The sequence below is a fragment of the Cellulophaga fucicola genome, assembly GCF_900119145.1.
Lineage (GTDB): Bacteria > Bacteroidota > Bacteroidia > Flavobacteriales > Flavobacteriaceae > Cellulophaga > Cellulophaga fucicola.
The window spans coordinates 1068954-1081020 of record NZ_FPIY01000001.1 but is presented as its reverse complement, the minus strand read 5'-3'; the positions used below and the strand labels follow the sequence as shown (position 1 = coordinate 1081020).

Annotated in this window: 14 protein-coding genes; 10 read left to right on the top strand and 4 right to left on the bottom strand. The window is 32.0% G+C overall.

Features of this window, described 5'->3' with window-relative positions:
* Positions 1-11: 11 nt before the first annotated feature.
* Positions 12-422 carry an acyl-CoA thioesterase gene (locus BT107_RS04805; protein WP_072302605.1) on the top strand — a complete coding sequence of 137 codons (411 nt, stop codon included), beginning with the start codon at positions 12-14 and terminating at the stop codon, positions 420-422.
* Here the strand turns inward: BT107_RS04805 and BT107_RS04800 are convergent.
* The 4 genes from BT107_RS04800 to ribD are packed head-to-tail and all read right to left on the bottom strand — an operon-like array spanning position 419 to position 3539.
* The gene (locus BT107_RS04800) at positions 419-1027 is read right to left on the bottom strand and encodes an IMPACT family protein (RefSeq protein WP_072302604.1); all 609 of its coding nucleotides are present in this window, start codon (positions 1025-1027) and stop codon (positions 419-421) included. The genes BT107_RS04805 and BT107_RS04800 overlap by 4 nt on opposite strands.
* Before the next feature lies 1 nt (position 1028).
* Complete coding sequence (locus tag BT107_RS04795) at positions 1029-1889, bottom strand: DMT family transporter (RefSeq protein ID WP_072302603.1); 861 nt, start codon at positions 1887-1889, stop codon at positions 1029-1031.
* Positions 1890-1891: 2 nt separating this feature from the next.
* The gene (locus BT107_RS04790; protein WP_072302602.1) at positions 1892-2494 is read right to left on the bottom strand and encodes an HAD family hydrolase; all 603 of its coding nucleotides are present in this window, start codon (positions 2492-2494) and stop codon (positions 1892-1894) included.
* On the bottom strand, positions 2487-3539 hold the full coding sequence (ribD, locus tag BT107_RS04785; RefSeq protein WP_072302601.1) for a bifunctional diaminohydroxyphosphoribosylaminopyrimidine deaminase/5-amino-6-(5-phosphoribosylamino)uracil reductase RibD: 1053 nt from the start codon (positions 3537-3539) through the stop codon (positions 2487-2489). Before ribD ends, BT107_RS04790 begins: the two co-directional genes overlap by 8 nt.
* A gap of 41 nt (positions 3540-3580) precedes the next feature.
* Here ribD and BT107_RS04780 point away from each other — a divergent pair, with 41 nt between their 5' ends.
* The 9 genes from BT107_RS04780 to porD all read left to right on the top strand — a co-directional run bounded on the left by BT107_RS04780 (position 3581) and on the right by porD (position 12065).
* Positions 3581-4066 carry a GNAT family N-acetyltransferase gene (locus BT107_RS04780; protein WP_072302600.1) on the top strand — a complete coding sequence of 162 codons (486 nt, stop codon included), beginning with the start codon at positions 3581-3583 and terminating at the stop codon, positions 4064-4066.
* A gap of 53 nt (positions 4067-4119) precedes the next feature.
* Positions 4120-4971 (top strand): peptide chain release factor N(5)-glutamine methyltransferase, encoded by an 852-nt coding sequence (prmC, locus tag BT107_RS04775; protein ID WP_072302599.1) that lies wholly within the window; start codon positions 4120-4122, stop codon positions 4969-4971.
* A 66-nt stretch (positions 4972-5037) separates the two neighbouring features.
* Entirely contained in the window at positions 5038-7032 is a 1995-nt protein-coding gene (gene ligA / locus BT107_RS04770) for an NAD-dependent DNA ligase LigA (protein WP_072302598.1), read from the top strand.
* Between the two features lie 162 nt (positions 7033-7194).
* The gene (locus BT107_RS04765) at positions 7195-7728 is read left to right on the top strand and encodes a DUF6913 domain-containing protein (protein ID WP_072302597.1); all 534 of its coding nucleotides are present in this window, start codon (positions 7195-7197) and stop codon (positions 7726-7728) included.
* 51 nt (positions 7729-7779) lie between these two features.
* Complete coding sequence (gene dapA, locus BT107_RS04760; protein WP_072302596.1) at positions 7780-8670, top strand: 4-hydroxy-tetrahydrodipicolinate synthase; 891 nt, start codon at positions 7780-7782, stop codon at positions 8668-8670.
* Positions 8671-8810: 140 nt separating this feature from the next.
* Complete coding sequence (locus BT107_RS04755; protein WP_084639118.1) at positions 8811-9623, top strand: outer membrane protein assembly factor BamD; 813 nt, start codon at positions 8811-8813, stop codon at positions 9621-9623.
* Positions 9624-9636: 13 nt separating this feature from the next.
* Positions 9637-9969 (top strand): DNA-directed RNA polymerase subunit omega, encoded by a 333-nt coding sequence (locus BT107_RS04750; protein ID WP_072302594.1) that lies wholly within the window; start codon positions 9637-9639, stop codon positions 9967-9969.
* Between the two features lie 4 nt (positions 9970-9973).
* Positions 9974-11182, top strand: coding sequence for a bifunctional phosphopantothenoylcysteine decarboxylase/phosphopantothenate--cysteine ligase CoaBC (gene coaBC / locus BT107_RS04745; protein ID WP_072302593.1), 1209 nt, complete (start codon positions 9974-9976; stop codon positions 11180-11182).
* Complete coding sequence (porD, locus tag BT107_RS04740) at positions 11175-12065, top strand: type IX secretion system protein PorD (RefSeq protein WP_072302592.1); 891 nt, start codon at positions 11175-11177, stop codon at positions 12063-12065. Before coaBC ends, porD begins: the two co-directional genes overlap by 8 nt.
* Positions 12066-12067: the final 2 nt, after the last annotated feature.

Here is a 12067-nt window from a genome sequence, read left to right as displayed (position 1 = left end):
GATTCAATATTATGCATAAAAATGAAATTTCTTTTACGGTAAGATATAGTGAAACTGACCAGATGGGAGTTGTATATCACGGTAATTATGCACAATATCTAGAGCTTGGAAGGTTAAGCTGGTTAAGGGATTTAGATGTTTCTTACAAAAAAATGGAAGAGAGTGGTATTATTTTGCCAGTAATTTCCTTACAAATTAATTTTAAGAAATCTGCTTTATATGATGACCTCTTAACCGTGGTTACAAAACTTAAAAAAACACCTTCTGTTAAGATAGAATTTGATTATGAAATCTATAATGAAAAGAAAGAACTTTTGGTAACTGCAAATACCGTATTGGCTTTTTTAAATAAGGAGACAAAAAGACCAATTAAGTGTCCAGATTATGTTTTAGAAAAGATAAAAAATCATTACGATTTTTAAGATTCAATTTTTATATACTGCATGGTATTAAAGATGTCAAAAATTTCATTTGCTTTTGTTTTTCTTACAGAGATAACATAGCTACAACTTGCTTCTAATTTTTGAGATACAATATCTAAGTTTTTTTGTTTTATTACACGCATTACACTGTTCATATCTTTGTATTCAAATGTAATTTTGTAATGTTGTGTTATAATTTTTTTCTTAATTGTAGACTCATCTAATGCAATTTGTGCAGCTGTTTTGTATGCGCTAATTAAACCTCCAACACCAAGTTTTGTGCCTCCAAATATACGTGCAACGGCAATTAATACATTTGTAACGTTATAAGCTTGTATTTGCCCATAAATAGGTAGGCCGGCAGAGTTATTTGGTTCTCCGTCGTCATTTGCACGGTACCGTACGGTATCTGTGCCTAATTGCCATGCGTAGCAAACGTGATTTGCTGTGTGGTGTTTCTTTTTTAATTCTTCAATTATTGGCTTTACATCATCTTCACTTGTTATGGGGAATACGTATCCAAAAAATTTACTTTTTCTATCTTTATATAAAATCTCTGGCCCGGGTACGTCTACAGTTAAATAAGTGTCTTCTTGTTTACTCATACTACATTGCCATTAAGATTATGCTACATATTGCAAGGCTAATACCAATCCAATTTTTAGAACTTAATTTTTCTTTAAAAAACAGTATGCCAATTATTGTGGTAAATAAAACTATGGCAACATTGTTTATTGTAAAAATAGACGCATTGCTAAAATTAGATTCTCCTAATGCTTTTATTAGGTAATAAATTGAAAAAAAATTGGGTATGCCAAGGAAAATACCTGCGACTACGTTTTTAAAATTTACTTTAATAGGTTGCTTTTTTGCTTTTATTAAAATGAAAATTACGCCAAATATACCAGCAGTTAAAAATGTAAATGAAGAGAATAGTGGTATCTCTGCTTCACTAACAAAGGCTTCTTTTAGGTATTTAAGACTAATATCTATAGTTCCAGACCCGATAAAAACTAAAAAAGGCAATAATAGAGTTTTAGGTTTAAAAACACCTTTTCCTTTTTTTATAGAGGCAAAGTATACGGCAAATAAGGCTAGTAGTATGCCTAAAGTTTTTAATGGTGTTAAGTGTTCGTTATATAGGTAAATGCCGCCAATTACAGGTATTACTAATGACATTTTCGTGGCTACAGAAGCTACGGAAACACCTAGTTGTTGAGAAGTTTTTGCCATTACATAAAAGACAACTATAAATAAAAATCCAAGAAAAAAAGCACCTATAAACCAAGGTTTGTATGGAATTTCGCTAACTATTACGGGGTCTTTGTAGAAAAACAAGCCAACCAAGCAAGCCACAAAATAATTGGCAATAATGGCGTAAAGTGTCTGTATTTTGTATGTGTAAAAAAGCTTAAAGACTATAAAGATTAAACTGGAGAATAAGATGCTTAGCGCTAAATTAATCATATTTATAATTTACTTTTTAGGTTGATGATATCTTCCTTGCCCACTTGTAAATTCCAGCTTTTAATCGCTAGTTGTTCTGCTGTATCTGTATTTTCTTTTGTGTCATCAATAAAGAAGGTTTCTTCAGCTTTTAAATTATTTTCTTCTAGAACAAACTGATAAATAGATGAGTCTGGTTTTCTTAAGTTTATTTTGTGTGATAAATAAAATTTTTCAAAACAGTTTTGGAATCTATTGTATCTGTTTATTCCCATATTTTCTATAACCTGTTCTATGTGTAATTCATTCGTGTTGCTTAGTAAAAACAAGCGGTAATTGTTTTCTTTGGCAAGAGACTCTATAAATAATAATCGTTCTTCAGGAAAATCTAAAATAATTTTGTTCCACGCAGCTTGTAGTTGTTTTGGGGTGGCATTTGGTAAAATTAAATTTGTAGTGCTAATAAAATCTGAAGAAGTAATTAACCCTTTTTCATAATCTTTCATTAGTGAATCTAACTCTGGAGTTATTTTTGTAAAACCAAATTTACTTAATTCTAAAGCTGTTGCAGTTTTATCTAAATTTATAAATATATCACCAAAGTCAAATATTATATTTTTAATCATTATAGTAAATATTTAAAGTATCAGTTTTAATGTTGGTGTTAGCTTTTAGTTTTTCTGCAAGTTTTGGTGCAGTTATGCCTTCTTTAAAAGTAGATATTCCTTTAAATACACGGGCTTCATCCCAAAGATTTTCATTTATAAAGGTTTGTAGTGTTTTAGATCCACCTTCAATTATAACGCTAAGTATGCTGTGTTTGTAAAGGATGTTATTTATCTCTTTAGCTATAGGCTTTTTAAAATCAATTGGTTCGTAAAAAACACCATCTACTTGTTTTTCTTTGTCTAGTTTACTTGTAATAACAATGGTTTTTACAGACAAATCTAGTATGTTTTTGTTAACCTTAATTTTTAAGTTTCGATCTATAATAATTCTGGTAGGTGCTTTTCCGTACCAATTTCTAACATCTAACTTTGGATTGTCTTCTAAAACTGTATTTGTACCAACTAAAATACCTTGTTCTTGACTTCTCCATTGATGAACAAGTTGTCTAGATGCTTTTGTTGTTATCCAAAAGGGTTCTGGATTTATATTTCTTTTACTTTTTAGGGGAGCAATAAAACCATCATTTGTTTCTGCCCATTTTAATATAATATAAGGTCTCTTTTTCTCGTAAAAACATAAAAAGCGTTTGTGGTGCTCGCGACATTCTTTTTCTAGAACACCAGTTATGACATTGCAACCTGCGTTTTCTAGTTTTTTAATTCCAGCACCAGCAACCTTTTCATGCGGATCTGTAAGGCTAATAATTACATTTGGTATTTTGTGCTTTACAATTAAGTCTGCGCAAGGTGGAGTTTTACCGTAATGTGAGCATGGCTCTAGGGTTACGTACAAAGAAGCTTTGCTTAGTAGTGTTTTGTCTTTTACACTGTTAATTGCATTTACTTCTGCGTGCGAACCTCCGTAGGGAGAGGTAAAACCTTCCCCAATAATAGTGTTATTGTGTACAATTACTGCGCCAACCATAGGGTTTGGAAAAGTAGATCCTAATCCGTTTTTGGCAATTTGTATACAGCGTAAAATGTATTTTTCATGTATCTTCACTTCGCAAAAATAGAATAATAAAAAGATATAGTATTTGTTTCATGGAGAATGTAGTTGTTAGGCCTATTTTAGAGAAGGATAATGTTGCTGTTGCAGAGGTTATTAGGAGTGTTTTAATGGATCTTGGAGCACCTAAAGTAGGAACTGCTTATGCAGATAAGGCATTATATAGTATGTACGAAAACTATAATATTCCTAAAGCAACTTATTTTGTAGCAGAAAAAGAAGGTAAAATTATAGGTTGTGCAGGAGTGGCGCAATTAGATAATTATGAAGGCAATGTATGTGAGCTACAAAAAATGTACTTTTTAGAAGAAGCCAGAGGCAAAGGATTAGGGAGTAAGATGATGGATGCTTGTATTGCTAAAGCACGTGAATATGGTTTTGATAAGTGTTACTTAGAGACTATGCCTTATATGCAAGGTGCTCAGAAACTATATAAAAAAACAGGTTTTAAATATATAGATGCTCCTATGGGAGATACTGGTCATTATTCTTGTCCTGTTTATATGTTGTTAGATTTGTAAGTTTATTTCATGTGCTGTTTTTAATAAGTTAATTTAAAATACTGATTTTTAGTATGTTGTTAAGAGAAATAAAGAAAATTTATCATACAGAATTAGACGCTATTTACCCTGTAGAGGAGGTAAATAGTTTTTTTTATATGACAATTGAGCATTATCTTGGTTTACAGCGATTTATATTGGCTATGCAACCAGATTATGTGGTTGCTAAAGAAGAAGAGGCTTCTTTGTTTTTGACTATAAACCTATTAAAAAAGCAGGTTCCAATACAATATATTTTAGGTACAGCACATTTTATGGGTTTGGATTTTAATGTAAGCTCTAATGTGTTAATTCCTAGACCAGAAACTGAAGAATTGGTAAGTTGGATTTTAAGTGAAACACCGCTAGATAGAGAGGTAAATATATTAGATATTGGTACAGGTAGTGGTTGTATAGCTATTTCATTGGCTAAAAATTTACCAAACGCTAAAGTTTTTGCGTTAGATGTTTCTAAAGATGCTCTGTTAGTTGCAAAGAAAAATGCAGATAATAATGGTGTACTTGTTACTTTTTTAGAGCACAACATACTGCAAGAGCCAAACCTTCAGCAAAAATTTGATATAATAGTTTCTAATCCGCCATATGTTAGGGAGCTAGAGAAAAAAGAAATGACGGCTAATGTTTTGAAGAACGAACCTAGTTTAGCTCTTTTTGTATCAGATAAAGAGCCATTAACTTTTTACAATGCAATTACAAATTTTGCGGTTAAACATTTAAATGAGAATGGTAAATTGTATTTTGAAATTAACCAATATTTAGGGGGTGAAACTCAAGAGGTATTAGAGAAGCAAGATTTTGTAACGATTGAATTACGGAAAGATATGTTTGGTAATGATAGAATGTTAAGGGGACAATTGATAAAATAGTAATAGGTAAAATGACATCAAACTAAAGAAATTTTTTTTTAGTGTGATGAAAAATAAAGAATAAGAATGTCAGTAAAAGAACAAATAGAAGCATTACGCCAAGAGTTGCGTCAACACAATCATAATTATTACGTTTTAGATACACCAACAATATCAGACTACGATTTTGATATAAAGTTGAAAGAACTACAAGCTTTAGAGGCTAAACATCCTGAGTTTTATGATGCTAATTCGCCTACACTACGTGTTGGTGGTGAAATCACTAAAAACTTTAACACAGTTGTGCATGAGCACAGAATGTATTCTTTAGATAACTCGTACTCAAAAGAAGATTTATTAGATTGGGAAAAAAGAGTAGAGAAAATATTAGGAGACTCTAATATAGAATTTACGTGCGAGTTAAAGTATGATGGTGCTTCTATTAGTTTAACTTATGAAGACGGTAAACTGGTGCGTGCGGTTACCCGTGGCGATGGGTTTCAAGGAGATGAAGTTACTACTAATATAAAAACAATAAAATCTGTACCCTTACAATTAAATGGTGATTACCCTGCTAAGTTTGATATTAGAGGAGAAATTGTATTGCCTTTTGAAGGATTTCATAAGATGAACGAGGAGCGTATTGCTAATGGTGAGGATCCTTATATGAATCCGAGAAATACAGCTTCAGGGAGTTTAAAATTACAAGATAGTTCTTTAGTTGCGCAACGTCCATTAGAGTGTTTGTTATATAGTGTCGTGGGTGCTAACTTAGATTTAGATACTCAGTTTGGTGCTTTAGAGAAAACCCGTTCTTGGGGGTTTAAAGTGCCTACAGTTGCTAAGCTATGTAAAAGTGTAGACGAAGTAATGGCATTTGTTGAATATTGGGATGTGCATAGACACGAGTTGCCTTATGAGACAGATGGAGTAGTGGTTAAGGTTAATATGTTACGTCATCAAGAAGAGTTAGGTTATACGTCTAAGTCGCCACGTTGGGCTATGGCTTATAAATTTAAAGCGGAGCAAGTTTCTACTGTTTTAAATGAAATAACATACCAAGTTGGTCGTACAGGAGCAATTACTCCAGTTGCTAATTTAACTCCGGTTTTATTGGCTGGTACAACGGTTAAAAGGGCTTCTTTGCATAATGCAGATCAGATAGAGAAATTAGATATTAGAGTAGGAGATGCTGTTTTTGTAGAAAAAGGCGGAGAGATTATTCCTAAAATAGTTGGTGTAGATTTATCTGTAAGACCAGTAGATTCTTTACCAACGCATTATATAGAAGAATGTCCTGAGTGTAATACCAAGCTGGTAAGAACAGAAGGAGATGCTAAGCATTTTTGTCCTAATGAATATGGTTGTCCGCCACAGATAACAGGCAGAATTCAGCATTTTATATCTAGAAAAGCAATGGATATAGATGGTTTGGGTAGTGAAACGGTTGAGTTACTTTTTAAAGAAGGCTTAATTAAAGACTACGCAGATTTATATACGTTAACTGTAGATCAATTATTACCGTTAGAACGTATGGCAAAGAAATCTGCCGAGAATTTGGTTATGGGTGTAGCTGCTTCTGTTGTTATTCCGTTTGAGCGTGTTTTGTTTGCTTTAGGAATACGTTTTGTTGGTGAAACAGTAGCTAAAAAATTAGCTAAGGCCTATAAAAATATAGATGCATTAATGTATGCTTCTGCTTTAGAATTGGCTACTGTAGATGAAATTGGAGAACGTATAGCGTCTAGTGTTGTTGAGTTTTTTCAGAACGAAATTAATTTAGATAATATAAATAGGTTGAAAAGTTATGGGCTTCAGTTTGAACTTTCTGCTGATAAATTATTAAATCAAACCGAAAAATTAAAAGGGGAAACATATGTTGTTTCTGGAGTTTTTGAAATGAGTAGAAATGACCTTAAAAAACTTATTGAAGATAATGGAGGAAAAGTAGGTTCTTCAATCTCTTCAAAAACTACTTTTTTAGTAGCGGGTGATAAAATGGGGCCAAGTAAGCGTACAAAAGCAGAGAGTTTAAATGTTCCAATTATTACAGAAGAAGAATTTTTAAGTAAAGTTTTATAATATAAATATTCCCTAAACGCTTATTTTCAAGTTGTTTGGGGTTTTTTGAATTCAAATTGTTACATTTATAACAAAATGTTTTATTTAAAAAACAAACTAGCTTTGTATCTTTGCCTTAAATTGTGCTAGATAATAATTACATTTGTGTAAATGTAAAATTGCATGTTAAAAGGCATAAAAAATAAATTAAAGCGTAAGGCGGCGTTAAAGTTTTTAAACGAAAACAAAAGCAAAGTTGTTGCTTGTTCTAGAGTTACTAAAGGAATAAGTAAAATAGGTTGTATTGTGGATCTAGACAATGTTGCAGACGGTACTGTTTTTAATGAGTTTATAAAAGAGTTTTCTTTACAGCCAAACGCATTAAAGATTATAGGGTACAAAAAAGAGCAAGATAAAAACTCGCCTTATTCTACTCCGGTTTTTTCGGAAGAAGATTTAGGTTGGGGGGCAAAAATAGAAAATAGTTACGCATTAGAGTTTTTAGATAATGAGTATGATTTGCTAATAAGCTATTATACAGAAGACAATTTATTGCTACAACTAATGACTGTACAGTCTAAAGCCAGGTTAAAAGTTGGTTTTGGAGAAGTAGATGAAAAATTAAATGATTTAATTCTTAATGTACCGATTAAGGATTTTAGCATTTTTAAAAAGGAACTGGGTAAATATCTCTCGGTTTTAAATGAAATAAAATAAGAACGTACTACAAAGCGCGTTCTTAAATTTTGATTATTAAAATTTATACGTGTGAAAGAATTAGTTGGTACTGGTGTTGCGCTAGTTACACCCTTTAAAGCAGATTTGTCTGTAGATACTACAGCATTACAGAATATTGTTGAGTATAATATAGCTAGCGGTATTAATTATCTAGTAGTTTTGGGAACTACAGGAGAACCGGCTACACTAACAGCAGAGGAGAAACAATTGGTTATAGATACCGTTGTTAAGGTAAATGCAGGTAGGTTACCTTTAGTGTTGGGTGTTGGTGGCAATAATACAATGGCTGTTGTTGCTGAGTTAAAAGAAAGAGATTTAAGTCCTTTTGCAGCTGTGCTATCAGTTTCTCCATACTATAATAAACCAACTCAAGAAGGAATATATCAGCATTTTAAAGCAATATCATTAGCTTCTCCAAAACCTATAATAGTTTACAATGTACCTGGTAGAACAGGTAGTAATATGCTAGCGTCTACAACAGTTAGGTTGGCAAAAGACTTTGCTAATATTGTAGCAATAAAGGAGGCTTGTGGAGATATGGTGCAAATCTTATCTATTATAAAAGATAAACCAGCAGATTTTATGGTCATCTCTGGGGACGATTTTACGGCTCTTTCTACTGTTTTGGCAGGCGGATCTGGAGTAATATCTGTTATTGGTCAAGGTTTACCAGCAGAGTTCTCTAAAATAATTTCTTTAGGTTTAAATAATAATGCTGCAGATGCCCACTTGTTGTATAGTGAACTGCATGATAGTATAGATTATATATTTAGAGAAGGTAACCCTGCAGGAATTAAAACTATTTTTGAAAACTTAGGTCTTTCAACAGCTAAGGTTAGACTACCGTTAATGGAGGCAACACCAGAATTAAAGGCAATAATTAATGATTTTATGCGTACTTTTAAGAAGGAATTAGCGTAGTAATTTGGTTATTGTAGATAATTAAAGTTAAAACTTAGCCAAAAACTACGCTAAAGAATTTTCACATTCCTATTTTAGCAGTATAAAAAATGTTTTTTATATCCGTATAGAATGACTAATTTTGCAAAATGTTTTTAAGAATGAGGAAATTATTACCCCTTTTATCGTTGGTACTAGTGTTAGCGTCTTGTAGTGAATACCAGAAGGTGCTAAAAAACCAAGAGATAAAGCCTAAATATGAAATGGCTGAAAAGTTTTATGAAGAAGGCGATTTTAAAAGAGCAAACCGTTTATTTGAGCAAATAGCTCCTAAATATATAGGTAAAGCTCAAGGTGAACGTGTTATGTTTTTCTATTCTAATACATATTATGAAATAGGGCAGTACAATGACGCAGGATATCAGTTTGAACGTTTTTTAAAGGCGTATCCTAAAAGTGAAAAAGTACAACAAGCATCTTTTATGAGTGCTAAAAGTTACTATCACTTATCTCGTAAGTATTCTTTAGATCAGACAGATACAGATAAAGCTTTGTTAAAATTGCAGAACTTTATTAATACATATCCAGATTCAGAATTTTTACCTGAAGCCAACGAAATTGCGGCAGATTTAGTTCAGAAAAAAGAAAAAAAATCTTTAGAGATAGCAAAGCAGTTTACTAAGCTAGGAGAGTTTTACGATTTAGAGTATTCTATTTCTGCTATAAAAGCATTAGAGAATTTTGTTGTAGATAACCCAGGCTCTATTTATAAAGAAGAAGCATTATATTACAAGACACTTGCAGCATACAATTTAGCATTAAATAGTCATCCTCAGAAAAAGGAAGAACGTTTAAATAATGCAAAAGAAGCTTACAGCAAGTTTATAAAAACTTTTCCGGAAACAGAATTTGCTAAAAAGGCAAATAATATGGCGGAAAGAATTGATAAAGAATTACAAAATTATTCAAAATAAATACATTTAGGCTATGAATATGAACGACTTGAAAAATTCAAAAGCAGCTGTATCTACAACAACCATTAATAAAAATGAGTTTGATGCTGCTACAGGTAATATTTATGAAGCAATTTCTATTGTTTCTAAAAGAGCAATACAAATTAACTCTGATATTAAAAAAGAGCTTTTAGAAAAGTTAGAAGAATTTGCTACGTACAACGATAGTTTAGATGAAATTTTTGAAAACAAAGAACAGATAGAAGTTTCTAAGTTTTACGAAAAACTTCCTAAGCCACACGCTTTAGCAGTAACAGAGTGGTTAGAGGATAGAATATATCATAGAAATACAGCGAAAGATTTATAGAGGTATGTTAGGTGGTAAAAATATACTTTTAGGAATAACCGGAGGTATTGCCGCATACAAAACAACATTTCTTGTTCGCTTACTAATAAAAGCTGGCGCTAACGTTAAAGTTATTTTAACGGATAGCGCCAGCTCTTTTGTTTCTCCACTTACGTTAGCTACGCTATCTAAAAATCCTGTATTAACATCTTTTGTTAATGAGGATAAAGAAGAAGGAACATCTTGGAACAATCACGTAGAAATGGGGTTGTGGGCAGATCTAATGGTTATTGCCCCGGCAACAGCAAATACATTGTCTAAAATGGCAAATGGTGTTTGCGATAATTTATTATTGGCAACATACTTATCTGCCAAGTGTCCTGTCTTTTTTGCTCCGGCAATGGACTTGGATATGTATAAACATCCGTCTACTTTAGCTTCTTTTGATAAGTTACTCTCTTTTGGTAATATTATGATTCCTGCTGGAGCAGGGGAGTTAGCTAGTGGTTTGTATGGTGAAGGCAGACTTGCAGAACCAGAAGATATTGTAGCGCATTTAAAACAGTCTTTAAATGAAGGATTGCCATTAAGTGGTAAAAGAGTGATTATTACTGCTGGACCAACTTACGAGGCTATAGATCCTGTACGTTTTATAGGGAATCATTCTTCAGGTAAAATGGGATACAAACTTGCTTTAGCAGCTGCAAATAAAGGAGCTTCAGTAATTTTAGTTTCTGGTCCTTCTCATTTATCAATAGCGCATGATAACATTACATTGGTACGTGTTACATCTGCAGATCAGATGTATAGTGAAGTACACAAGCATTATGCGGCTACAGATATTGCTATATGTGCAGCGGCAGTTGCAGATTACAAGCCAAAAACTATCGCAGATCAAAAGATAAAAAAGAGTGATTCTGAGTTACAGATAACTTTAGTGAAAAATAAAGATATTCTATTGTCGTTAGGAGATCAAAAAAAGCATCAGTTTATAGTAGGCTTTGCTTTAGAGACTCAAAATGAGGTTGAAAACGCTACCAAAAAACTAAAAAAGAAAAATTTAGATTTAATAGTTTTAAACTCTTTAAATGATAAAGGAGCTGGTTTTGGCAAATCAACCAATAAAATATCTATAATAGATAACAAATTAAATATAAAAACGTTTAAACTAAAGACAAAGGCAGATGTTGCCCTAGATATTATAAATGAAATTATTATAAAAACGAATGTATAAACTTGTAATTACTTTTTTTTGTTTTACTATTTTTTCTACTGCTACTGCGCAGGAGCTTAATTGTACGGTGACTATTAACTCAGAAAAAGTAGGGCAAACAAATCAGCAAGTTTTTAAAACATTAGAGCGTTCACTTAATGATTTTATGAATAAAACTAAGTGGACAAATCGTATTTATAAAGATCAAGAGCGTGTAAACTCTAGAATGTTTATAACAATATCTGAATATGAGTCTAATAGATTTAAAGCAGATATACAGATACAATCTTCTAGGCCTGTTTTTAATACCTCTTACGAGACTCCTATTTTTAATTATAAAGACAACGAATTTAGTTTTACCTATATAGAATTTCAGCCATTAGTATATAATCAGAATTCTTTTGATTCTAATTTAGTGGGTGTAATGTCTTATTACGCATATATTATGCTAGGTTTAGATGCAGATAGTTTTGCGTTAGAAGGTGGTACAGAATACTTTAAAAAAGCACAAAATATTGTAACACAGGCACAAGGAAATAATTCTGCAGGATGGAGTCAGTCTTCAGGCAAAAGAACTCGTTTTGAGTTGGTAGATAATATCTTGTCTAATGCTTACAGAGAATATAGAGTAGCTATGTATAATTACCATAGAAAAGGTATGGATGTTTTAGCAGATAATAATAGTACAGGTAAACAGGTGATTTCTGGTACTATGCGTTTATTGTCTACTATTGCTAAGCGTAGAACAAATGCCTTTTTACTACAAACTTTTTTTGATGCAAAGTCAGAAGAAATTGTTAGTATTTTTTCTGATGGTCCAAAAACAGATGTTGTTAAGTTAAAAGAAGTTTTAAACACTGCAGCACCTTTTTATTCTAGTACGTGGAATAAAATAAAATATTAACC

What these genes read in the sequence shown, in the direction of transcription:
- porD (WP_072302592.1), top strand. Translation starts at nt 11,175, where the DNA reads ATGTATAAACTTGTAATTACTTTTTTTTGTTTTACTATTTTTTCTACT.
- BT107_RS04755 (WP_084639118.1), top strand. Translation starts at nt 8,811, where the DNA reads ATGAGGAAATTATTACCCCTTTTATCGTTGGTACTAGTGTTAGCGTCT.
- BT107_RS04805 (WP_072302605.1), top strand. Translation starts at nt 12, where the DNA reads ATGCATAAAAATGAAATTTCTTTTACGGTAAGATATAGTGAAACTGAC.
- prmC (WP_072302599.1), top strand. Translation starts at nt 4,120, where the DNA reads ATGTTGTTAAGAGAAATAAAGAAAATTTATCATACAGAATTAGACGCT.
- BT107_RS04790 (WP_072302602.1), bottom strand. Translation starts at nt 2,494, where the DNA reads ATGATTAAAAATATAATATTTGACTTTGGTGATATATTTATAAATTTA.
- ligA (WP_072302598.1), top strand. Translation starts at nt 5,038, where the DNA reads ATGTCAGTAAAAGAACAAATAGAAGCATTACGCCAAGAGTTGCGTCAA.
- BT107_RS04780 (WP_072302600.1), top strand. Translation starts at nt 3,581, where the DNA reads ATGGAGAATGTAGTTGTTAGGCCTATTTTAGAGAAGGATAATGTTGCT.
- coaBC (WP_072302593.1), top strand. Translation starts at nt 9,974, where the DNA reads ATGTTAGGTGGTAAAAATATACTTTTAGGAATAACCGGAGGTATTGCC.
- BT107_RS04765 (WP_072302597.1), top strand. Translation starts at nt 7,195, where the DNA reads ATGTTAAAAGGCATAAAAAATAAATTAAAGCGTAAGGCGGCGTTAAAG.
- BT107_RS04795 (WP_072302603.1), bottom strand. Translation starts at nt 1,889, where the DNA reads ATGATTAATTTAGCGCTAAGCATCTTATTCTCCAGTTTAATCTTTATA.
- BT107_RS04750 (WP_072302594.1), top strand. Translation starts at nt 9,637, where the DNA reads ATGAATATGAACGACTTGAAAAATTCAAAAGCAGCTGTATCTACAACA.
- BT107_RS04800 (WP_072302604.1), bottom strand. Translation starts at nt 1,027, where the DNA reads ATGAGTAAACAAGAAGACACTTATTTAACTGTAGACGTACCCGGGCCA.